Annotated in this window: 19 protein-coding genes; 5 read left to right on the forward strand and 14 right to left on the reverse strand. The window is 43.3% G+C overall.

Features of this window, described 5'->3' with window-relative positions:
- Position 1: 1 nt before the first annotated feature.
- The 7 genes from X919_RS0109755 to X919_RS0109785 form a co-directional block, all read right to left on the reverse strand.
- Positions 2–1,267, reverse strand: coding sequence for a phospho-N-acetylmuramoyl-pentapeptide-transferase (locus X919_RS0109755; protein WP_004380699.1), 1,266 nt, complete (start codon positions 1,265–1,267; stop codon positions 2–4).
- Positions 1,268–1,478: 211 nt separating this feature from the next.
- Positions 1,479–2,933, reverse strand: a complete 1,455-nt coding sequence (locus tag X919_RS0109760; protein WP_028899959.1) for a UDP-N-acetylmuramoyl-L-alanyl-D-glutamate--2,6-diaminopimelate ligase — start codon at positions 2,931–2,933, stop codon at positions 1,479–1,481.
- Positions 2,934–2,954: 21 nt separating this feature from the next.
- Positions 2,955–5,114 carry a penicillin-binding protein gene (locus X919_RS0109765; RefSeq protein WP_028899960.1) on the reverse strand — a complete coding sequence of 720 codons (2,160 nt, stop codon included), beginning with the start codon at positions 5,112–5,114 and terminating at the stop codon, positions 2,955–2,957.
- On the reverse strand, positions 5,111–5,659 hold the full coding sequence (locus tag X919_RS0109770) for an FtsL-like putative cell division protein (RefSeq protein ID WP_253270124.1): 549 nt from the start codon (positions 5,657–5,659) through the stop codon (positions 5,111–5,113). The genes X919_RS0109765 and X919_RS0109770 overlap by 4 nt, the downstream gene beginning before the upstream one ends.
- Positions 5,656–6,603 (reverse strand): 16S rRNA (cytosine(1402)-N(4))-methyltransferase RsmH, encoded by a 948-nt coding sequence (gene rsmH / locus X919_RS0109775; protein ID WP_028899962.1) that lies wholly within the window; start codon positions 6,601–6,603, stop codon positions 5,656–5,658. Before rsmH ends, X919_RS0109770 begins: the two co-directional genes overlap by 4 nt.
- A gap of 49 nt (positions 6,604–6,652) precedes the next feature.
- Positions 6,653–6,823, reverse strand: a complete 171-nt coding sequence (locus tag X919_RS16635) for a hypothetical protein (RefSeq protein WP_155949708.1) — start codon at positions 6,821–6,823, stop codon at positions 6,653–6,655.
- Between the two features lie 189 nt (positions 6,824–7,012).
- Positions 7,013–8,218, reverse strand: coding sequence for an SGNH/GDSL hydrolase family protein (locus tag X919_RS0109785; RefSeq protein ID WP_028899963.1), 1,206 nt, complete (start codon positions 8,216–8,218; stop codon positions 7,013–7,015).
- A 165-nt stretch (positions 8,219–8,383) separates the two neighbouring features.
- On the opposite strand from X919_RS0109785, the gene X919_RS0109790 reads away from it, so the two are divergent.
- Both X919_RS0109790 and X919_RS0109795 read left to right on the forward strand, forming a co-directional pair.
- Positions 8,384–9,772, forward strand: coding sequence for a DUF5687 family protein (locus X919_RS0109790; protein WP_028899964.1), 1,389 nt, complete (start codon positions 8,384–8,386; stop codon positions 9,770–9,772).
- 58 nt (positions 9,773–9,830) lie between these two features.
- On the forward strand, positions 9,831–10,532 hold the full coding sequence (locus tag X919_RS0109795; protein WP_028899965.1) for an ABC transporter ATP-binding protein: 702 nt from the start codon (positions 9,831–9,833) through the stop codon (positions 10,530–10,532).
- 89 nt (positions 10,533–10,621) lie between these two features.
- On the opposite strand, the gene X919_RS0109800 is transcribed toward X919_RS0109795, so the two are convergent.
- The 3 genes from X919_RS0109800 to X919_RS0109810 form a co-directional block, all read right to left on the reverse strand.
- On the reverse strand, positions 10,622–11,089 hold the full coding sequence (locus X919_RS0109800) for a copper resistance protein NlpE N-terminal domain-containing protein (RefSeq protein WP_028899966.1): 468 nt from the start codon (positions 11,087–11,089) through the stop codon (positions 10,622–10,624).
- A 123-nt stretch (positions 11,090–11,212) separates the two neighbouring features.
- On the reverse strand, positions 11,213–12,115 hold the full coding sequence (locus X919_RS0109805) for a helix-turn-helix transcriptional regulator (RefSeq protein ID WP_028899967.1): 903 nt from the start codon (positions 12,113–12,115) through the stop codon (positions 11,213–11,215).
- A 43-nt stretch (positions 12,116–12,158) separates the two neighbouring features.
- Positions 12,159–13,421 carry an Nramp family divalent metal transporter gene (locus tag X919_RS0109810; protein ID WP_028899968.1) on the reverse strand — a complete coding sequence of 421 codons (1,263 nt, stop codon included), beginning with the start codon at positions 13,419–13,421 and terminating at the stop codon, positions 12,159–12,161.
- 678 nt (positions 13,422–14,099) lie between these two features.
- Between X919_RS0109810 and gpmI the strand changes: the two genes are divergently transcribed.
- From gpmI to X919_RS0109830, 3 genes are read left to right on the forward strand one after another with little or no spacing between them, the layout of a single operon-like run.
- A complete protein-coding gene (gene gpmI / locus X919_RS0109820; RefSeq protein ID WP_028899969.1) occupies positions 14,100–15,626 on the forward strand; it encodes a 2,3-bisphosphoglycerate-independent phosphoglycerate mutase in 1,527 nt (508 codons plus the stop codon).
- 3 nt (positions 15,627–15,629) lie between these two features.
- Positions 15,630–16,295: a uracil-DNA glycosylase gene (gene ung / locus X919_RS0109825; protein ID WP_028899970.1), complete on the forward strand. Its 666-nt coding sequence runs from the start codon at positions 15,630–15,632 to the stop codon at positions 16,293–16,295.
- A gap of 18 nt (positions 16,296–16,313) precedes the next feature.
- Entirely contained in the window at positions 16,314–16,931 is a 618-nt protein-coding gene (locus tag X919_RS0109830; RefSeq protein WP_028899971.1) for a DUF3109 family protein, read from the forward strand.
- Positions 16,932–17,052: 121 nt separating this feature from the next.
- Here the strand turns inward: X919_RS0109830 and X919_RS0109835 are convergent, their stop codons facing one another.
- From X919_RS0109835 to gyrB, 4 genes are all read right to left on the reverse strand, one after another.
- A complete protein-coding gene (locus tag X919_RS0109835) occupies positions 17,053–17,928 on the reverse strand; it encodes a helix-turn-helix domain-containing protein (RefSeq protein WP_028899972.1) in 876 nt (291 codons plus the stop codon).
- A 72-nt stretch (positions 17,929–18,000) separates the two neighbouring features.
- Positions 18,001–19,002, reverse strand: a complete 1,002-nt coding sequence (locus tag X919_RS15210) for an alpha-L-rhamnosidase N-terminal domain-containing protein (protein WP_253270125.1) — start codon at positions 19,000–19,002, stop codon at positions 18,001–18,003.
- 53 nt (positions 19,003–19,055) lie between these two features.
- Positions 19,056–19,955, reverse strand: coding sequence for a hypothetical protein (locus X919_RS15680; protein ID WP_051502500.1), 900 nt, complete (start codon positions 19,953–19,955; stop codon positions 19,056–19,058).
- Positions 19,956–20,062: 107 nt separating this feature from the next.
- Positions 20,063–22,033, reverse strand: coding sequence for a DNA topoisomerase (ATP-hydrolyzing) subunit B (gene gyrB, locus X919_RS0109850; protein ID WP_028899973.1), 1,971 nt, complete (start codon positions 22,031–22,033; stop codon positions 20,063–20,065).
- Between the last annotated feature and the right edge of the window lie 92 nt (positions 22,034–22,125).

Here is a 22,125-nt window from a genome sequence, read left to right on the forward strand (position 1 = left end):
GTTATCTAATCTTTAATGTGATAATGGTGAGTGCTGCCAAGATAATGGTAATGACCCAAAAGCGTAAAGTGATTTTCGCTTCGTGCTTAGCACTATGAGGAGCGGTAATCAGATAGTGGCAATCGGGATCCAATTGGTCGTCGGTTACGCGGAAATTATCATGTATCGGCGTTCGTTTGAAGATGCGTTGTTTCAATCCTTTATGCTTACCTATCTTATAATAGTACACCTGAAGGATGACACTTAAGCTCTCAACGAAGAAGATTCCACAGAGGATTGGCAGCAAAAGCTCTTTGTGAATGATGATTGCACTCACTGCAATGATGCCACCAATGGTAAGCGATCCGGTGTCACCCATGAACACTTGTGCAGGATAAGCATTGTACCACAAGAAGCCAATCAACGCGCCAATGAAGGCGCACATGAAGACAACTATTTCTTCGGATTGCGGAATATACATGATATTTAAGTAGGCTGCGAATTGAATATGACTGCTCACATAGGCCAAAATGCCGATAACAACCCCGATAATAGCCGAGTTCCCGGCACACATTCCATCCATTCCATCGTTTAAATTGGCACCATTGCTCACGGCGGTTACAACGACAATGGTCATCACAACAAACAAAATCCAGCCTGCTGCAACCTTGTGTTTGCCGCAAAAACTCATGAGATTGCTGTAACTCAGGTTATGACCTTTGACGAAAGGAATGGTTGTTTTGAGCGATTTATGGGCTTCACTGCGATGCTTTACGATGACATTCTCTTGCCGTTCTATGGCGATATTCTCATTCATTTTCACATCGGGCGAGGCCCAAAGCACTAAACCTACAATCAAACCTATGCCCACTTGTCCCACGATTTTGTACTTGCCTTTCAGCCCTTCTTTATCGCGTTTGAAGATTTTGATATAGTCATCCATACCGCCAAGAAAGCCCAACCACACCGTAGTGATAACCATTAAGATGAGGTAGATGTTGCGCAAACGTCCTAAAAGCAGCACGGGAACCAAGATAGACAGAATGATAATGACGCCACCCATCGATGGAACTCCAATCTTTTTCACGCCGAAAGGGTCGATCGTGGCGTCGCGTTGGGTCTCGGTTATTTGCTTCTTCTTGAGGTATTTGATGAAGCGTTCGCCAAACCATGCCGATATAACCAACGACAAAATTAAGGCTAACAGCGACCGGAAGGAGATGTAACCCCAGATATGGGAGCCGCTGATGCCGTATTGTTCTAAGAACCTAAAGAGATAGTATAACATGTTTTTTATTCGATTTTAACTGTGATGAAACAAGCGTTGCCAACGCATGGTGAAACTGTTGCGCAGAGATGGCCTCGCAATAAGTATCAAATCGTTTGGCAATTTGGCGCAAACTGTGGCGCAATATAGCCCATTTTACCCAGTAATATGGGCCACTTTTTGAGATATTGCTAACAGCTTCATTTCCAAACCATTGCAAACGTAAACAAGATTACTGCTCTTTGAAGATGTCTTGCAGCACTTCTTTGTCGTCAAAATGGTGTTTCACGCCCTTGATTTCCTGATAGTTCTCGTGACCTTTTCCAGCTACAAGGATGACATCTCCTTTCTGTGCCATCATACAAGCCGTGCGAATTGCTTCGCGTCTGTCCACGATAGCAAGCACCTTTTTCATTTGTTGTGGGTTCAAACCTGCGAGCATATCGTTGATAATGTCCTGCGGATCTTCAAAGCGTGGATTATCACTGGTGATGATAACCTTGTCGCTTTGCTTCACAGCCTCTTGCGCCATGAGGGGACGTTTGCCCTTATCTCGGTTGCCACCTGCACCACAAACGGTGATGACATGGCCTTTCCCATTGAGCACTTCATGAATGGCTTTCAGCACATTTTCAAGTGCATCGGGTGTATGAGCATAGTCAACGATGGCTGTATAGCCCTCTTTTGAATGGATAGGCTCAAGACGTCCGCTCACACTATGCAACGTACTCATGACCAAAAGAATCTCTTCTGGCGACTTACCTAACATGCGCGCAGCACCATAAACGGCCAAAAGGTTGCTTACATTGAACTTGCCGATGAACTGAACGCCCACCTCTCGGCCATCAATCTCAAGGTACATGCCTTCGAAATGACACTCTAAGATGCGTGCTTTGAAATCGGCTGGTGCTTGAACAGAGTAGGTTTTAACCGTGGCTTTGGTGTTCTGCACCATCACAAGTCCGTTCTTATCGTCGGCATTGGTAATGGCAAAAGCCTCTTTTGGCAGCCCATCAAAGAATGCTTTCTTTGCATTTCGATAGTTTTCAAACGTCTTATGATAGTCTAAATGGTCACGCGTGAGGTTGGTAAACAAGCCTCCTGCAAAGGTCAAACCGCCGATACGCTTCTGATGAATGGCATGACTTGAACATTCCATAAAGGCATATTCGCAACCGGCAGCTACCATTTGGCTCAACAATTCATTGAGCTCAATGGGGTCGGGTGTGGTATGATCGGCCGGAATAGCTTCATCTTCGATGTAATTACATACGGTAGAGAGCAGTCCTACCTTATAACCGAACTTGCGAAACATGTTATATAACAAAGTAGCGATAGTGGTTTTCCCATTCGTTCCTGTCACACCTACGAGCTTTAAGTGCTTAGATGGGTCACCATAATATAAGGTAGCCACCTTGCCAACGGCATCTTCTGTGTCGGCAACCTGCACAAAAGTTACGCCTTTTGCTAAGGTTTGGGGCAAAGTTTCACACAAGATAGCTGTAGCACCTTGTTCAATAGCTTTGTCGATATACTGATGACCATCCACTTGTGTGCCCTTAACAGCCACGAAAAGATGTCCATGTTGAATCTTGCGTGAGTCGATATTCACGCCTTTAATCTCCATTTCTGCATCACCAATCACCTGCAAAGGCGTGATGTTGCGCAGCATTTCGTTTAATTTCATATCTTTATTTCTATTGATGTTCTATTCTAATGTTAAGACAATATGCATGCCTTTCTTTATTCTTTGGCCAGCTTCTATGTCTTGTTTTATAACACTTCCACGCCCAATAATGGTTGTTTTTACGCCTCGACTCTCTAACAAATAAACGGCATCTCGCGCGCCCATGCCCACAACATTGGGTACAATGTGACGGCTTGGCGTTGAGGTTTGTTCTAAGATGATGGTTTTCTGTTGTGGGCGATGCTCGACTTTTCCCCAAATGGGATTGCCATTGGCATAGCTTCCACTCCAGTTTTTATTGGCATTAATGCCTAAATGCGACAGCACATAATCGGCAGCTAAGACGTTACCTGACTTCACATCGGGGGTAAATATCGATGAGGAATCGCGTGCATCAGCCACATCTAAGCGCAGACTCTGCGCCATAATGCCTTCCGCAATGTTATGAAAAACGACACCACTCATACCACCTCCGCTGGCAGGAATACCCGATTTCTGAATACAAACGATGCAGCTATAGCGGGGATTATCAGCAGGAAAGTAGCCCGCAAAGCTCAAAAGATAGTTCACTCCGCCATTCTTATAACCCTGAACTCCTTTAGACATTTGCGCAGTTCCCGTCTTTCCAGCTACTCGAAACGATGGAGAACCAGCCTTTTTACCTAAACCTTGGCTCACCACATGGTCGAGAATGGTTTGTATTTCATGTAGGGTCTTAGGCTTACAGATGCTATTTCGCATCACTTCTGGTGGAAAATCAATGATAACTTCACCATTCTTCACCACCTCTTTTACAAACCTTGGGCGCATCATCTTGCCGTTGTTGGCAATCGCATTGTAGAAAGTTAGCGTTGAAATCGGTGGAATTTGCGTCTCATAACCAATGCTCATCCAAGGTAAAGCCGTGTGACTCCAGTTCACCCATTCGCCTCTATTGTTCTTCTTTGGCATGCGAATTCGGGCTGAAGATGCACCAACAAGTGGTATTTTTAAGTCGTCAGCAAGTCCTGTTCTATAGATACCTTCAACAAACTTCTCTGGGTGATTACGATAGTGTTCATCGATAATTCGGCTCACACCTATGTTCGAACTCACCATTAAAGTCTGTGGTAAGGTGAGCAATCCATAGCCACCTCGTCGCCAGTTATGGTCTTTCATCTCGCGTCCATACATAGGCCATGTGCCCGAACCTGTTTCAACTTTATAGGTAGTATCTACCACACCATCGTCTAAAGCCACCATGATGGAAGCCGTTTTAAATACAGAACCAGGTTCCAAAAGGTCGCTAACTGCATGGTTACGCACCTCACGATATTCGCCATCTACGCATTTTTCCATGTTCACAATGGCTTTGATATCACCCGTAGCAACCTCCATAACGATAGCAACCCCTACGTTCCCATTGATAAGTTTCAACTCATCTATGACCGAACGCTCAGCTAAGTCTTGCATACCTACATCGATAGTTGTCACAATATCGGCACCATCAATGGGCGGAGTATCCATGATATCGAGAAACTTATTGAGCACCTTTCGGCGATGAATGATACCATTACTACCACGAAGAATGGAGTCATAGGACAGCTCTAAACCAAATCTTGCAGTGTCTTTTGCACCAAACATGGCACCAATTGTGCGCCCTGCTAACGACCCATAGCTACGCTTTCGGGCGTTATATTCTTCTACATGAAAGCCACTTTTGTTGGGAGGAAGGTTGAAAACGGGTAGCGCTTTTACCTCTGTGTAGGTGTTATAATCCACTCGTTTGTTCCAAATGGCCCAGTGTCGACTCCCTTTTTGCTGACCTTCTACCAACAAATGCTTGAAGGAAGAAACTGGCTTTTCTGGGAAAATGCGGTTTAACCCCATACAAATCGAGTCGAGTTTACTGCGCCAGAGCGAATCGTTCTTGGCCTCTTCCAAGGCTTTGAAGTCCATGAAGAGCTTAAATTCGGGCAATGAACTGGCCATGAGTTGTCCATCACAGCTTAAGATATTGCCTCGGATAGGCTTCACACTTACGCTGTCTTTCTTCACGCGATTGGCTACTTGTTGCCAGTAATCACGTTTTGCAGTCATCAAATAGAGCGCTTTACCCAACACGCCTATGGCAACAATCGTCATCAATATGGCGATTACACTATAGCGTGGCATCACTTTGTTTTGATTGAACTTGCTCATTCTTCAGGAACATTAATGATGTAAGGTGGCTGTGTTGCAATTTTCAGCACACTGTCTTTGTTATTCTTTAGCAACTCTAACACGTGGCTTTCTCTGCTTTTTTCAGTCAGTTGACTGCTGCTGGATAGGGCTTTATATTTCGTATCTTGCAATTCATCCTGTAGGCGATCAATCTCAATGAGGTCTTTCTGCACACTGTAACGATTAGCGATATAGAAAATAAGGAATAGTGTAATGAGCAAGAATACACCAATCTGATTACGCATGGTCTGCGTAGTGAGAATGTCACCACCCAAGATTTTCTTCAGCGTGAAGGTGAAAGCCTGCGGCGATTCATCTTCTGTGGCTTGCTTTTCAATCACCTCTTTCAATGAAGGACCCTCTCCCTCATCAGACGCAGCAGTGCCCTTTGCCATACGTGGACGTACTTTCTCTTCCTCCGCAGGCAAAATATCCTCTTGCATTTCATCATTATTTGCTATAGATGATGCTACAATAGATGTTATTTCGGATGTCCCTTTTGGGGCTATATCTTCATTTTTCATATCTTTTCTGCTATCCTTAATTTTGCACTTCTACTTCGAGGATTCTCGCGTTGTTCATCACTATCGGGCACAATCACCTTATTATTAACCAACTTTAGTGGAGCCTTCATGTGCCCATAGAAGTCAACTTGCCGTTCGCCAGCAATGTTTCCGGTCTTCATCATGTTTTTCACCATGCGGTCTTCTAACGAATGATAGGTGATAACGCATAATCTCCCGCCAGGTTGAAGACAGCCAACGGCGGCCAAAAGCATGTCACTTAGTGCATCCATCTCGTGGTTTACTTCAATGCGCAACGCTTGAAACAGGCGCGCTAAATCCTTTTTTTCACGTTCACGTTTAAAGAATGGCTCCACCACATGCAAAAAATCTTGTGTCGTTGCAATGGGCTTTATGGTGCGAGCAGCGACCAAAGCAGAGGCAAGACGACGTGAATTTCTCAGTTCACCATACAGATAAAACACCTTAGCCAAGGCTTCTTCGGTATAAGTATTCACGATATCGGCGGCCGTTTTACCCTCACGTTTGTTCATGCGCATATCTAATGGTGCTTCAAAGCGGAATGAAAAGCCGCGTGACTCATCGTCAAAGTGGTGACTTGAAACACCCAAATCGGCGAGCAATCCATCGACACCTTCTACGCCATAGTAGTGCATCCAATTACGTAAATAGCGGAAATTACTGCGTACAAAAGTAAATCGTGGGTCATCAATAAAACGTTGTTGTCCACCTGTCTCTAACTGAAAAACATTCTTTTCGGCATCAGCATCTTGGTCGAAACTATAGAGGTGGGCGGTTGAATCCAATCGAGAAAGTAATTCACGACTATGCCCTCCACCCCCAAAGGTGGCGTCAACATAAACACCTCCGGGATGGATATTTAGTCCATCAATGCTCGGTTCTAAAAGCACTGGTATGTGATAGTCCTCTATTGTCTTAACCATGACCTAAAAGTCCCAAATTAAATGTTCGTCGTTGCTGTAAAAACCACGGCTACTTCTCGCACATAAAATCCTGCAGCGTGTCGCCAAAGTCATTTGCATGGGTGCAATTTTCCTCTGCTCTTCCTTTGGCATCAGCCCTGTTTTCGAGGCTACCTAAAGAACGCATATGTATGTATTGATTGAGAATCTCGGCTTCAAAATTACATAAAATTCTCCACATTGTCTCACTTCTTTCCACAAAATCGTTTGCAAAGTGGCCTTCTTTATGCAGTAAAGTGGCCTACTTTACATGGCAATGTAGCCTACTTTGTGGCGTAAAGTGGCCCACTTTACTTTCGGTTCTGTTTGCACTTTCGATTAAAAGGGCGTTGCTATTCGCCCAAAAAGCCTGCAACTTGCTGTGAGAAAGCTATTTCAAGCGCTCTGCAGCATATTCACCCATCGCACGATAACCTTCGGGATTGGGGTGCAACCAATCGCTCTGCCATTGCTTTTGCAGACGCTCCGGGTCGGCAGGGTCACGCAGAAGTTCGTCAAAATCTAAGATGCCATTTACGCGTTCACGTTGTGATCGAATCCATTGGTTGACGGTTTTGCGGGCAGCTTCGTGAAAGAGTGAGTAATAATCCGCACCTTTAAACGGTGTAATGGTGCACAGGAAGATGCGCAGGTTGCGGGCTTTCGCCTTGGTAATCATCTCATCATAGGCGTTAATCAAGTCGGCAGCCACGCGTTCACTCGCTCCTTTTGAGGCCGCTCCTATATCGTTTATGCCTTCAAAAATTACCACAGTCTCGATGCCTGGCTGCATTAAAATGTCACGATTGAAACGTTGTTTGGCCAAAATACCGAAACCTCCCGCCACCGTTACGCGGTTATTGCCGATGCCTAAATTAAGAATGCCGCGCGTTGTCACGCCATGTCGTTTCTGTAATTGCTCTGCTAATACGTCCGTCCAGCGATTGTTTGCATTGTCAGTGGTGCCCTTTCCATCGGTAATCGAGTTGCCGATAATACCAATAGCCTTCACTGTGAGGTCGAAAACGGCTATCGAGGCAATATTAAACCAATGGTTTTCACGAAACGAAGGTGCAAAGTTGCTGCGTGCTGTGCTCACACCTTTGAGGATATAAGAGGTGGTACGCGAGCCCATGTGCACGGTAGGAACTGATGGAGCACGCCCATAATTCATCGTGATGGCTATCTTTTCTAAAGGTTGAAGCTCGAAAGAAAGGGCATCACTTACAATGCGTTTCCCAGCTGGAATCGTCACTTGTGTTTGCCCATTAAAAAGCAAATATTTAGCTGTTTGTGGCACAATAGCAAAACTATCGGTGGAGTGAGCGATGTAAACCGAACGAATGGTGAGTGGCTCGCGTGAGAGTTCGTTGCTGAGTTCTAAGCGCATGAGCTTACCACCAATCGAAACTTTTACCACTTGTCGCACGGATCGATAAGACAAGTTGTTATTATAAGGCATGAAACTCTTCACGGGTTGTTGCTGTGCTGTGGCCCAAGTGCCCACCCAATGGTCGCCTGTTGTTGCACGTTCCATCTGTGCTCCAGCGGCAATAACACCCCACACGAAGCACAACATCAATAACATTCTCTTCATTTTCTTTTGTGTTATTATCCAAATTCAAGGTGCAAAAGTAGAGTTTTTTATGAGGCTATGGTCATAAAATAACGTTAAAAAAGCACCTTTCTATGTGAAGCCGTGAAAAATGTTTAAGGAAAAGTGTTACCTTTGACTCATGTTTTTAACAATAGAAATATAAAGATGCTGAGGATTTTATTACGCCATTGGTGGACTATTTCGTGTCGAACATTCGACTGGAAACGCTTAGGCGTTGTGGCTTATTTTGCGCTTTGTATGGTTTTTGGTATGTGGATGGGCTTCGAAGCAAGCGGAAATAAAATGTCAACACTCTTCCATCATCCTGATAGCATGTATTATATTGTTCCACTTGTAGTGGGCTTTTCCGTGTCAGAGGTGCTGATGAAGCTCTTTTTGAAGCACGATATTACAGGTAGTGATGACTATGTGCACACCAAACCCATTTCACGTCGCACATGGAACTCGTTTCTTTTCGCGCTTAATCTGGTAGATTATCTCAACTGGGCCGTACCTGTTTTGGTGCTCATCCTTGCTTGTTTGGGATTACCTTTGGGCTATGCCTTACTTGCTTTTGCACTTGCTTTGCTTGTGAGTATGACCGATGGGTTACTCATTACGGCACACCATAAGGCACAAGGGTGGATGTTTAAATTCGTCTTGTGGTTGGCTTGGCTCGTCTATTACGTGTTTGCTGCAGTCTTTATGGTACTGTTGATGCCGCAACTATCGCCCATTTGGCGTGTGATGGTGTGGGGCATTGTCACCTTGTTGTTTGCAGGTTGCCTTTTCATCTATATGTGCTATTTGCCTCATTATGCCGACTATCGCCAACAACAGCACGTGGCACGTCGGCTAACGAGTGGGCATTTGTTGAGTATGGACTGGAAGATGCTCATGCGAGTCAAACGCTTCCGCATGACTATTTTACTGGTTTCAGCTATTTTTGTGGTGCAGGTTTATCTCAATGCACGTGGAAACAATGACGGAGTCTACCCACGAGGATTCCTTGATACCTACTTGTTAATGCCGATATTCTTTCCTGCTATTATCATAGGACAGAACCTTTTAGGCGTCGAAAGCAATTTCCTTCATGGCTTATTGACAAGGCCTTTCGATATGGAGAGCTTGTTAAGGCGGAAGCTTTTGTTCTTTATTCAACTCAATGCGCTGCTTATGTTAGTGCTTTTACCTGGCGTTTTCTTGAGCTATTGGTCTTTAGGGAAGTTGCTTTCCTCCTTTATTTTTAGCTCCGGGTGTGACCTTTTTCTCCTTCCTTCCTGCTTGTTTTCGCAGCGGTTAGACCTCAATAGTACGTCATTTTTCAATTATCAGGGTGGTAAAATGAGCTTTCATCTTTACGGATTATTGATGCTGTTGCCCTTAATGTTTACCTTCGCGCTCTATCATTTTTTGCCTTCTGGGCAACTTGTACAAGCCATTTTAGCGGTTATCGGTGTCGTGTTGTTAAGTCTTTCGCCTTTCGTTATACGGCGATTGGCAAGGTATTTTTGGACTAAGCGTCATCAACTGGTAGAGACTTTCAATCAATGAGCTTGTTGAATGAGACGATAGATGGCATTTATTCACATTAAAAAAATCATCAAAAACAATGGATATTCAAATTCAACTCCTCCAAAAAGTGTATGGAAAAGCAATGGTTGTCAACATTCCTATGCTCACTTTAAAGCAAGGTGAGTTAGTAGGTTTGGTGGGAAATAATGGTGCTGGCAAGACAACGCTCATGCGTTTGATTCTCGATTTGATTGAACCGACACAAGGCTTTGTGTGTAGTAATGGCAAAAAAGTAAATGAGACAGAGGCTTGGAAACAATATACGGGCTCGTTTATTGATGGGCGTTTCCTCATAGAACTTTATACACCCGAAGAATATTTTCAATTCATTGCAGCCGTTTATGGCATTGATGATGCCACTTTGCAAGAGCGTTTGGCTTATTATGCACCACTCATGCACGATGAAATCCTTGGGAAAAAGAAATACATTCGCGATTTTTCGCAGGGCAATAAACAAAAGATTGGCATCATTGGCGCAATGCTTATTCATCCACAAGTGCTCATACTCGATGAGCCTTTCAACTTCCTTGATCCATCATCACAAATACAAGTGAGCAAATTTATTAAACGAATCAATGAAGAATTGGGCACATTAGTACTTTTATCAAGCCATAATCTTAACTTTGTGGCCGATATTTCATCGCGCATTCTGCTGATGGAAAAGGGTGAAATCATTAAAGATTTGCCCAATAATGATGGCAGTGCCATGCAGACTTTAGCTGCCTATTTCGGTGAATAGCTGCGTAGTTGGGCATAAAAAAAGGTTCGCATACACAAGTATGCGAACCTTTTTATGTAATGATTTGTATTCTAATATTCAAGAAGCAATTACTTTTTGAGTTTCAAATCATAGTTCAATTTTGAAGCAGCTTCCTGGAAATCGCTGTTAACCAAGCGCAAAGTGCTGTCATTAACAACCTTCAAAATGGTCTCACCAGAGCCATCTGATGCAGGAAGTCTGTAGAAAGTACCTTCTTTTCCAGCAACAGTTTTCTTTACAACTTCATACTTTCCTTTGCTTTCTGAAGTTTGATCTTTGCCATTTTCTGCTTGAAGATAAATCGTTGTGAGGCGGAAACCCTTTGAAGAGTCACTCACACAAGCCAACTGATACTTAATACCTGGACCATCAGCTGCAGGAACTGTACCCTCATAAACTACAGAATCAGTAACTGCTGAATCATTAGCTGTTGAATCATTGGCACCAGCATTGGCTGCTGTTTTACCGTTGTTTTGGCAAGCTGCGAAAGAAACACCTGCAGCAAGCAATACAATTGCATTTCTAAATTTTTTCATAACTCTAAATGTTTTATCAATAAAAGATGCGCAAATTTAGCTATTAAACATAAGACTAATATCAATTTTGACTATAAAAATCGTTAATAAGGGACTTTTGTTCAATAATAGTGATGATAGATTTTACAATGCCTTATGTTGTAATAGCTTTTGAATACGCGTATGAAGATAGGCTTTAAAGTCTTCATCTCCTTCTACTTCGATGTCGTCATAAAGCCCAATGACAAAGCGCCCCACGCCAGTATAGCTGGCTACGAGTGTCTGAAGCCGCCAATGATAGTCATCAATGGGAGTGATAAAAGGAAGAGATTGCGGATATTCTTCTGTCAGAAGATGATAGGCCAATTGCCCCATTGTAAACGAGATGCTATGCGATTCTTCTGCACAGAAACCAAAAATGTCGGTAAAAAAAGGCCGATGTTCAGCCTTACAAGTCCACGTTTCTTCAAGCACCTCTACACGTCCAATGCGTGATAGCTTAAATGTTTTGTTGCGCTTTGATTCATATTCATAACAACGCACTTCTTGGTTGTTGTTTAATAGCGCGAAAGGTTCAACCTTTCTGTCTTTGTATGTGCGACTATGAGGCGATGAATAATGGTGCAAACACACTACCTTGTGGTTTTGAATAGCCGTGGAAAGATCCTCTAAGTGTTGTATTTGCTTGCGTTTATAGCGCGAATCAGTGTATAAACGCAGGTCATAAGCACGTGCTAATTTCTTCTGTATGGACTGTAATAGTGCTTTTTTTGTTTCCGAAGCATGCGCTAATTCATATATTGTTGCGGCTTCTTTCCCTGTAAAGTTAAGGGCTATTCTCAAGCGTTCAAAGAAGGGTGACTGTAGCGAAAGACGGTAATAATCCCCCTTTTTAAGTACTTCAAAACCATAGTCGCGCAAGAATTGCAAATAATAATAAAGGTTGCGCCGCGTGCAATCCAATTGCTTACACAAATCTTGTGCCGTATAGTCGTTGCCATCGGTCATCAAAAGGATTAGTGTTAACTCATTACCTAATTTCTTCATTGTTTTATTTTCTGGTTCTTTTGTGGAAAGAATATGTTACGCTTTAGCAGATACTTTCTATCAACAGCCATATATTGAGCGCTGTGACCAATGCAGCTAAGGAATAAAGGAAGGCACTATTCAAACGGCTATTGGCATATTTCCCCATGACACGTTTAGAAGAAGTGAGACTCACTTGCAGGAAAACCGTGAAGGGAAGCTGAATAGAAAGTACCATTTGTGAAATCAACAGTCCTTGGAAAGCATTGCCAATGAAGAAGATGAGCAGCAGGGCCACGCCCAATGACAGCACGATTCCAACGATGGAGTGGGTGTCTTTGGCATTATACGACTCGCCAAATAGCCCCGAAAAAATGCTACCCGCTGCCATACCACTGGTGATAGTGCTCGATATTCCTGCTAAGAGTAGAGCAATAGCAAAGATGTTTGCGGCATTATTTCCCAACAAAGGATGTAGCATTGCCTGTGCTTGTTGCAACTCATCTACCTGCTGACCATGAGCAAAGAAAGTACTGGCTGCCAGTAAAATCATGGCTGAATTGATGGCCCATCCCACAATCATGGAAAACAACGTGTCGACAAATTCATATTTTAGCATATGTCGAATGCGCGCATCTCCTTTCAAATGTATTTCTCTACTTTGCACCACTTCGGAATGAAGGAATAGATTATGGGGCATTACTACGGCGCCCAGCACACTCATAATGATAAGTAATGACCCCTCAGGCACACTTGGAACAAAAGCACCTGCAATGGCTTTAGGCCACTGAATATCTACTAAAAACAACTCATAGATGAACGAAAGGCCTATCATTGATACGAAACCAATGATGGAACGCTCCATTTTTTGATAACTGTTGGTGAACAACATCACGAGCACAGCTATCGTTGTGAGCACTGCCCCCGTTGGGATTGCTATGCCAAAGAGCATCTGTAGTGCAATGGCACCACCCAAAATCTCGGCTAACGAGGTGGAAATGCTGGCTAAAATAGCCGTCACAATGATGGGCTTCCCTACCCATTTTGGCGAATATTTCACCGCAGCTTCGCTCAAACACAAACCTGTTACGATGCCCAAATGGGCTACATTATGTTGCAAGGCGATAAGCATGATGGTGGAAAGCGTTACAACCCATAGCAGGGAATAGCCAAAGCTCGAACCTGCAGCAAAGTTACTGGCCCAGTTTCCAGGATCGATAAATCCCACAGTGACTAATAATCCTGGACCAATATATTTCAAAATATCTAAACCACCTAATACATGTGGGTGGTCGTGTCTACGCAAATCTTTTAAAAAATTCTTCATCATTATCGGTTGTTATTCTGCATTGGGATAGCAAGCAAGCGCCGCTTCTTTGCCATGTGCGCAATTTTCAGATGGCTTCCCTGCACGTTTTGGGCGTGTAGTCTGCAAAAAGATTGCTACAAAGTTACGACTTTTTTCAATGGCATGAATGCACAATGTGCAGAAAGCTACTTTTATTTGTGAAATAGGGTGTGCTTGATGAGGTTAAATGTGGGGTGAGTGTGCCTCTAATGTATAAAAAGAAATTGCAGGAAAGTAGTCTCTCTCTGTGCCATGAAAGAGGAATTTGAAATATGCAAAAAATGCTTTTCAAAAATAAATTTATGTAGCTGTCGTCGCAATACCTATCACTTTATGCAGTAAAGTGGACCACTTTATGAAGCAATCTCTATCAAATTACTGTGCAATCTATACGATATTGACGTGCAATCTGAAAGAAAATGGTTGGAAAGGTGAGGGAAAGGCTTGAAAAGAAGGCTTGCAGTCAGCGGTTTAAAGGCATGATTGCACCTGCTATGTGTCATGGTGTGTTGGCAAATCGTAATGCTTTCGTGGGTTGAAAATTTATGCCCTGTGAGCGCTTAATGCATGAAAAATGCGGTGGCAAGCTTTGCTATGTCATGGGTTTGCAGTAACTTTGTGGGCATTAGAAATAGAACTTGATTAAAAATAAAGATTATGGCAAAAAAAGCATTATTGATGATTCTCGATGGATGGGGAATCGGAAAACATGGAAAGGGTGACGTAATATACAATACTCCAACACCTTATTTAGATTATTTGAATGCTGTTTCGCCTCATGCACAACTGCTTACATCGGGCGAAGACGTTGGTTTGCCTGCCGGGCAGATGGGTAACTCTGAAGTGGGGCATTTGAATATTGGTGCCGGTCGCATTGTATATCAAGATTTGGTGAAGATTAATAAGGCTTGCCAAAGTGGCGATATTTTAAAGAATAAAGGCATTGTTGAGGCTTATAGTTATGCTAAGTCGCAAGGTAAGAAGTTGCATCTCATGGGGCTAACCTCCACGGGTGGTGTGCATTCCTCGCTCGACCATTTGTTTAAACTCATCGAAATTGGAAAAGAATATGGTTTGAAAGACCAGGTATTTGTGCACTGTTTTATGGACGGCCGCGATACCGATCCAAAGAGTGGTAAGGGCTTTATTGAAGAGGTGCAAGCTTGTTGTGATAAGAATGGAGCACATATTGCCAGCATTGTGGGACGTTTCTATGCTATGGATCGCGACAAACGATGGAATCGTGTGAAAGAGGCTTACGACCTTTTGGTGAAAGGTGAGGGTAAGCAAGCTACCGATTTGGTGAAGGCTATGCAGGAAAGTTATGACGAAGGCGTGACCGATGAGTTTATCAAGCCCATCAACAACAGCACGGTGAGCGGTACGATTGAGGCTGGCGATGTGGTGATTTTCATTAATTATCGCAACGACCGCGCGAAGGAATTGACGCAAGTGTTGACACAAGAGGATATGCCTGCTGAGGGAATGACAACGGTGAAGGATTTGAAATATTATTGCATGACTCCGTATGATCCTAACTTTAAGCATGTGGAAGTGCTGTTCCCGAAAGAGAATGTGCAGGACACGTTGGGTGAATATCTCTCTCGTTTGGGCAAACGTCAGTTGCATACGGCCGAGACTGAGAAGTATGCGCACGTGACCTTCTTCTTTAATGGTGGACGCGAACAGCCTTTTGAAGGTGAAGATCGTATTTTGGTTCCTTCACCAAGGGTGGCTACTTATGACCTAAAGCCCGAGATGAGTGCTTTCGAAGTGAAAGATAAATTGGTGGGAGCTATCAATGATGATATCTATGATTTCATTGTTGTGAACTTTGCAAATGGTGATATGGTAGGACATACAGGTGTATATCATGCCATTGCAAAGGCTGTTTGGGCTATTGATCATTGCGTGGAAGAGGTTGTGGAAGCTGCAAAGAAGAACGACTATGAGGTGATTATTATTGCCGATCATGGTAATGCAGATAATGCAATCAATCCCGACGGAACACCCAACACGGCGCACTCGTTGAATCCAGTGCCATTTATTTATGTGACAAACAATAATTCGGCAACAGTGAAAGATGGTCGTTTGGCGGATGTAGCTCCTTCAATTCTTCATATTATGGGCTTAGAACAACCTGCTGATATGACAGGAGAATGTCTCATCTCGGACAATCTTTAAGTGATGGATGTAAAGATTGAACCTACTTGGAAACAGCAGCTTGGGGCAGAATTTGACAAACCTTATTTTGCAACCTTGGCCGAACAGGTGCGCCAAGCCTATGCAGCAGGTCCGTGTTTCCCACCCAAGAAGTTGGTTTTCAATGCGTTTAATCTTTGCCCTTTCGATGAAGTGAAGGTGGTAATCATGGGGCAAGACCCTTATCATGAGCCCGGACAAGCCATGGGATTGAGCTTTTCTGTGCCTGAAGGAGTTGCTATTCCGCCTTCACTTCAGAATATTTTTAAAGAAATTCAGGCTGACTTGGGGAAGCCTTTGCCCACGAGTGGTAACCTAACGCGTTGGGCTTCGCAGGGTGTTTTGCTTTTAAACGCTACACTTACTGTGCAAGCTCATGTGGCCAACAGTCATCAAGGATTGGGCTGGAGTGTGTTTACTGATGCTGCAATCCGTGCGCTAAGTGCGAATCGTGAGCACTTGGTTTTTATGCTGTGGGGCGGCTATGCACGAAGCAAACGCAGTTTGATAGATGGACAACGGCATCTTATTTTAGAGTCTGTTCATCCTTCTCCACTCTCCGCTAACCGTGGAGGTTGGTTTGGAAATCATCATTTTTCAAAGTGTAATGCCTATCTTCAGTCACATGGAATGACAGGGATTGATTGGTAGTCGAGTCTCTAACACGCGATGAACAAAGAGGATTTACACATTATTCAGGTGGGCAACGTATTGGTTTCTCCTGATATTATTACAGAGAAATTCTGTTGTAATCTTGATAAATGTCATGGCATTTGCTGTGTAGAGGGGGATGCGGGCGCACCGATAAGTATGGATGAAATAGCCGAAACAGAAACAGCTTTGGATGTGGTTTGGCCCGATTTGAAGGCTTCTGCACAAGCAGTTATCGACAGGCAGGGCGTGGCTTATGTGGATGAAGAAGGCGATTTGGTGACGAGTATAGTAGGAGGGAAGGATTGTGTCTTTACCTATGATCATGAAGGTTGTTGTCTTTGTGCACTCGAAAAAGCCTATCGCGGGGGTAAAACGCAGTTTAAAAAACCTATTTCTTGTGCACTTTATCCCATTAGGGCTAAAGAGTTTTCAGGAGGATTAGTAGGTATAAACTATCATAAATGGCGCATTTGTCGAGATGCTGTGGTAAAAGGTGAGGCTCTTAATCTACCAGTTTACAAATTTTTAAAAGCTCCTTTGATAGATCGTTTTGGTGAAGATTGGTATAAAGAGCTATGTCAGGCGGCAGAAGAAATAGAGGCTTTATTAGATGAAACGAAAAAAAATGAATAACGAAAAGGGCTCGTTATTCATTTTTTTGCTGTGCTATGATGAACTGTTTTCTATCTTATAGAGTCTGTAGGAACAACTCCATTGCCTTAAAACATGGACTCGCTATGTGGTAAAGCGTTATTTATGCTTGGTTGCGATATTGTCGAGGCGACATGCCTACGTGCTCTTTAAAGAACTTTCCCAAGAAACTTTGGTTAGGGAAATGAAGCAAGTCGGTGATGTCTTTAATGCTTTTTGCGGTGGTTTTGAGTAGCACACGTATCTCCATGATGACGTAATAGTCAATCCATTCATTAGGAGTTCGGTGGCTGGCAGCCTTAACAGACTCTGATAAATACTTATGAGTGATGTGTAATTGTTGCGCATACCAGCTTACACGGCGTTGCACTTTAAAGTTCTTTTCGACCAAATCAATGTAGTCAGAAAAGATTTTATCGGCGCGATATTGCTTACGATCTTCACTGCTTTGAATGCGAAACATGGTGTCACCGAGGTCATAAATCATGGTTTTGAATAGTGATTTCACCACTTCTGTGCGGAAATGATGTGTCGTATTATCGACCATTTTATGCAACGCTCTGAAATAGTTTTCTAACTTTTCCATCTCATTTGCTTGCAATTTACAAACAGGATGGGCTTTTGAAAAGATAAAGAGACTGGATAATTCATGTATGTTGGCGATGATTTCTTGGAAGAAATCTTCAGATATCATGATGCCAAAAGCACAGCTATCTGCAGCAACTTTTGCATCATCAAGCGTTTGTCCAGGGCTGATAATGACGATATGGTTGGGCTCTATTTGGTAGGGAATGGTGTCGAGTGTGTAGCTGAATTGCCCTGAACGACATACAGCAAGGAACAGGCAGGCTACTCTTCTGGATACCTGAGGCATGGAGAATTTCGCAATGTTCTCTATTAACAACAAGTCTTTATTGATGTGACTTCCGCCATAAAGCTCTAGTGTTGAAGCGATAGTAATATCTTGATTTTGTAACATACTGATGTAGATTTGCCTTGCAAAGGTACAAAAAACGAAAGAAAATGGTGCTGTTTTATAAAAATAGTCTGTTTAATCGTGCCACTTATAGGGCCAGGTGGGGCAAACTTCTATGCCTTCTACCTTTTCAATCTGTTCGGGTTTAAAGGCACTATCACCCGTAATCCACAGGCAATATATCGGTTGTAAAGTGAATTTTCTATAGGCCTGTTCGTCGGTTTCGCCGCTACATAAGTAGTGCAAACCGTTGATATTGACCCATTGTTGTGGGCGTGCATGTCGGAAAGTTACACGCGCATAGCCGTAGAAAGCCTGTGGAAAGGTGAAGCAAACGGTGTCGCCTTGCACCACAAAGTAGCTGGGTTGAAGGATATGTGTGATGCATTCTGAGGCACGAATTGGATTGAAATCCCTACCACTTTGCGCGCTTTTGTGCTGCGATGGCAGTGCAGGTTGCCATAAAGCAAGAGCACATTCATTGGTATTCCATTGCTGTTCTTCGGGCGATGGCGCATGGAATATTTCGCTATAGTCTTTGGTTAGTGCCACATTTGCATGTCGCGTAAGCCACGAATCGTCACTAATGAAGGAAAAAGGTGTGCCGTCTGCCTGCTCACCATGGTAGGAAATGGCAATCTGTTGTGCTTGTAAATGAGGAAAGGCAGGGCTAAACCATACGGCAATGGTATTACTATCGGACTGCAAAAAGCGCGTAACATCTAACGAAGCATATAGGGGGCGGTCGTCATTGGGCTGCATTCTGTAGGGCCATCGCTTGCTCTTCAACACATTATAGCCATTTACATAAACCTCAATATAGCCCGTTGTGGCAACGTTTAACCATGCACGTTTGGGGCGTTGTGCATGGATATAGGTGCGTCTGAACCACACTTGCGAAGTGGAATCAGGAGCATTTGTACCAATCCACGGCAGAAAAGGGCTGTTAAAACGATTACATTGGGCTTGTATGTCAATTGCTGTTAGCTTACTTTTCGACAGATTTGTCTGTGGCAGCACCGCTGAAAGACTGAACCATATGCAGGTAATCGTACTGAAAATGAACTTTCTTTTCACACTTTGTAATTAATTTATTCAGCCAATTCCACGCCGCAGTCTCCTTCTTTTGCCTATTCATAATAGGTGTAAGCGTAGGTGTCTGTTCGATATCCAACGCCATTTTCAATAGTAACCGACGTTACATTTCCTTGTGCATCATATTGATAATGGGTATAGTGAGTAGTGCTTACTTTGGTGATAGGATGAGATTGTCCCTCATCTTTCATATCTTTATTCACACGTCTTGAAACGGACTTTTTCACAATAGAGGTCCAATAGCCCTGTTCATTGTAGGTGTAAGTCTCAATATTGGACTCGTTATATTGATCTCTACGATTAATTTGGCTGATGTTTTTCTTGTGTTCTACGAGCTGTCCATTATCATTATAGGCATATTCATCTGTAATAGTATCGCCAACGTTCACTAATTTTTGGCGATAAACGATGCGGCCTTGCTCATCGAATCGGAAGATGCGGCGTGGATAATAGCCCCCAGCATTGGGGTCAGTTGCCACTACTTCCCGTTTATTAAAGTCATAGTTGAATATTGCGATCTCCTTTTCTCCATCCTCTTTATAGAGACGTTTCATCGGGTTTCCAAATGCATCATTCTCATAGTTGGTATAGCATTTGTAACCATTGTCCATGTATTCGGCCTTGATTAGAAATCCATTCTTGTCGTATTTGTAGTGATTATAGATACATCGCTTGCCATCTATGTAAGAATCTTCAGTCAATCGATTTCCATTTTTATCGAAGTCCTCTGTGTAATAGTTATTGGGATTGTCTGTAGACCTCATACTTTTAACCCTTCCTGAAAGAGCTTTCCCTTGTAAAAGCATGATGTGATCGTACACATCTTCGGTGAAAACAATTCTTCTGCCATTAGGCATTGATGCAGTTTGTTGTGCAGATAAGTTACTCAAACTAATAATAACGACACAAATAGTAGCGATTTCTTTTTTCATCATTGTATGTTATTGGAGTTATTTAAAATTGATTTATTAAAAAATACCCTCCCTCTTTTAAGGAGGAGAGGGTATTTATAGAGTGGATGTTAATGCCAATTTTATACGTTTTATGCGTCAATATTGGCATAAGTTGCATTCTCTTCGATAAACACTCTGCGCGGTTCTACGTCGTCACCCATCAGCATTGAGAAGATTTCATCAGCTTCTGCTGCGTTCTGAATGGTCACTTGTTTGAGCAAACGCTGTGCAGGATCCATGGTAGTTTCCCACAATTGGTCGGGATTCATCTCACCTAAACCTTTGTAACGCTGTGTATGTAGAGCCTTATCATCTTCTTTTCCTTCCACATATTTGTCGATAAAGGCCTGGCGTTGTTGCTCAGTATAGCAATATTCGCTCACCTTTTTATAGGTACATTTATAGAGAGGTGGTGTGGCAATATAGAGGTGACCATCCTCAATAACCTTAGGCATAAAGCGATAAAAGAGTGTCATAATGAGCGTATCGATGTGCGAACCATCGACATCAGCATCGGTCATGATGATGATTTTGTCGTAGCGAAGTTTATCAATATTGGCCTCTCTGTCGTCTTCTCCTTCAACACCAAAGCGCACACCTATGCTTTGAATGATGTTCATTACCGACTCAGCTTCGAACACTCTATGCCATTGTACCTTCTCAACGTTGAGGATTTTACCACGCAAGGGCAATATGGCTTGGGTGTAACGGTCGCGACCTTGCTTGGCAGAACCGCCTGCAGAGTCACCCTCTACAAGAAAGATTTCGCAATCCTTTGGGTCTTTGTTTGAGCAATCGGCCAGCTTTCCAGGTAGTCCTCCACCCGACATCACGCTCTTACGTTGCACACTTTCGCGAGCTTTGCGTGCGGCAATACGTGCCGTTGCAGCTAAAACAACCTTCTCACAAATCTTCTTCGCTTCGATGGGATGCTCTTCTAAATAGTTAGAAAGTGCCTCACCTACGGCCTGTTGCACAGCACCTGAGACCTCACTGTTGCCGAGTTTCGTCTTTGTTTGACCCTCAAATTGTGGTTCAGCCACCTTAATTGAGATGACAGCTGTTAATCCTTCGCGGAAGTCTTCCCCCGCAATTTCAATCTTAGCCTTTTCAATTTGTTTGGCAATAGATGGCTCTGCATCGGCGTATGCCTTCAGGGTTCGCGTTAAAGCTGCGCGGAAACCCGTGAGATGTGTGCCGCCTTCGATGGTGTTAATGTTGTTGACATAGCTATGAATATTTTCCGAATAGTCGGTGTTATACATAATAGCTACCTCAATAGGGATGCCTTGTTTCTCGGTTTTCAAGTAGATAACGTCATCAAATAAGTGGGTGCGGTGTCGGTCAACATAGCGCACAAACTCTTTCAATCCATCCTTAGCATGGAACACTTCTTCGCGTGTTTTGCCCTCTTCATTGGGTCGAAGATCGCGCAAAGTGATGCGAATGCCAGCGTTTAGGTAAGCTAATTCGCGCATACGGCTGGCCACAATGTCCCATTTAAACGTAGTAGTTGTGAAGATAGTTGGGTCGGGCCAGAACTGTTGTCGTGTACCTCTTTTGGTTGTTTCACCAACCACTTTCACAGGATAGAGCGGCTTTCCCTTCTCATACTCTTGTTGATAGATTTTGCCATCACGATAGACTTGTGAGAGCATGTGTGTTGAAAGAGCATTTACACAGCTGACACCTACACCATGAAGACCACCGCTTACCTTGTAGGAACCTTTGTCAAACTTACCTCCTGCATGCAGGACTGTCATCACAACTTCAAGCGCTGACTTGTGTAATTTCTTATGTTCGTCAACCGGAATACCACGACCATTGTCTTCAACGGTAACGGAATTATCTTCATTGATGGTGATTTCAATGTCCGTACAGTAACCCGCCATGGCTTCGTCAATAGAGTTATCTACGGTTTCATTGATTAAATGATGCAATCCTTTTTCGCTAATGTCGCCAATATACATGGCGGGACGCTTGCGAACAGCCTCCAAACCTTCCAATACTTGGATATTGGAGGCGGAATAATTGGCCTCGTTATTGAGAATTTCTGCCATTGTTTTGAATCGTGTGATTTATCTGCAAAGATACGGAAAAAGCCGCAATTATAAAACTTTTTGCCATGAAAAAGCATGTGGCACCGCGTGAA

Origin of the sequence: Prevotella sp. HJM029 (genome assembly GCF_000599605.1) — a bacterium.
Lineage (GTDB): Bacteria > Bacteroidota > Bacteroidia > Bacteroidales > Bacteroidaceae > Prevotella.

What these genes read in the sequence shown, in the direction of transcription:
- X919_RS0109765 (WP_028899960.1), bottom strand. Translation starts at nt 5,114, where the DNA reads ATGAGCAAGTTCAATCAAAACAAAGTGATGCCACGCTATAGTGTAATC.
- X919_RS16635 (WP_155949708.1), bottom strand. Translation starts at nt 6,823, where the DNA reads ATGTGGAGAATTTTATGTAATTTTGAAGCCGAGATTCTCAATCAATAC.
- X919_RS0109805 (WP_028899967.1), bottom strand. Translation starts at nt 12,115, where the DNA reads ATGAAGAAATTAGGTAATGAGTTAACACTAATCCTTTTGATGACCGAT.
- X919_RS0109755 (WP_004380699.1), bottom strand. Translation starts at nt 1,267, where the DNA reads ATGTTATACTATCTCTTTAGGTTCTTAGAACAATACGGCATCAGCGGC.
- gyrB (WP_028899973.1), bottom strand. Translation starts at nt 22,033, where the DNA reads ATGGCAGAAATTCTCAATAACGAGGCCAATTATTCCGCCTCCAATATC.
- X919_RS0109835 (WP_028899972.1), bottom strand. Translation starts at nt 17,928, where the DNA reads ATGTTACAAAATCAAGATATTACTATCGCTTCAACACTAGAGCTTTAT.
- X919_RS15680 (WP_051502500.1), bottom strand. Translation starts at nt 19,955, where the DNA reads ATGATGAAAAAAGAAATCGCTACTATTTGTGTCGTTATTATTAGTTTG.
- rsmH (WP_028899962.1), bottom strand. Translation starts at nt 6,603, where the DNA reads ATGGTTAAGACAATAGAGGACTATCACATACCAGTGCTTTTAGAACCG.
- ung (WP_028899970.1), top strand. Translation starts at nt 15,630, where the DNA reads ATGGATGTAAAGATTGAACCTACTTGGAAACAGCAGCTTGGGGCAGAA.
- X919_RS0109760 (WP_028899959.1), bottom strand. Translation starts at nt 2,933, where the DNA reads ATGAAATTAAACGAAATGCTGCGCAACATCACGCCTTTGCAGGTGATT.
- X919_RS0109770 (WP_253270124.1), bottom strand. Translation starts at nt 5,659, where the DNA reads ATGAAAAATGAAGATATAGCCCCAAAAGGGACATCCGAAATAACATCT.
- X919_RS0109790 (WP_028899964.1), top strand. Translation starts at nt 8,384, where the DNA reads ATGCTGAGGATTTTATTACGCCATTGGTGGACTATTTCGTGTCGAACA.
- X919_RS0109800 (WP_028899966.1), bottom strand. Translation starts at nt 11,089, where the DNA reads ATGAAAAAATTTAGAAATGCAATTGTATTGCTTGCTGCAGGTGTTTCT.
- gpmI (WP_028899969.1), top strand. Translation starts at nt 14,100, where the DNA reads ATGGCAAAAAAAGCATTATTGATGATTCTCGATGGATGGGGAATCGGA.
- X919_RS0109795 (WP_028899965.1), top strand. Translation starts at nt 9,831, where the DNA reads ATGGATATTCAAATTCAACTCCTCCAAAAAGTGTATGGAAAAGCAATG.
- X919_RS0109830 (WP_028899971.1), top strand. Translation starts at nt 16,314, where the DNA reads ATGAACAAAGAGGATTTACACATTATTCAGGTGGGCAACGTATTGGTT.
- X919_RS0109810 (WP_028899968.1), bottom strand. Translation starts at nt 13,421, where the DNA reads ATGAAGAATTTTTTAAAAGATTTGCGTAGACACGACCACCCACATGTA.
- X919_RS0109785 (WP_028899963.1), bottom strand. Translation starts at nt 8,218, where the DNA reads ATGAAGAGAATGTTATTGATGTTGTGCTTCGTGTGGGGTGTTATTGCC.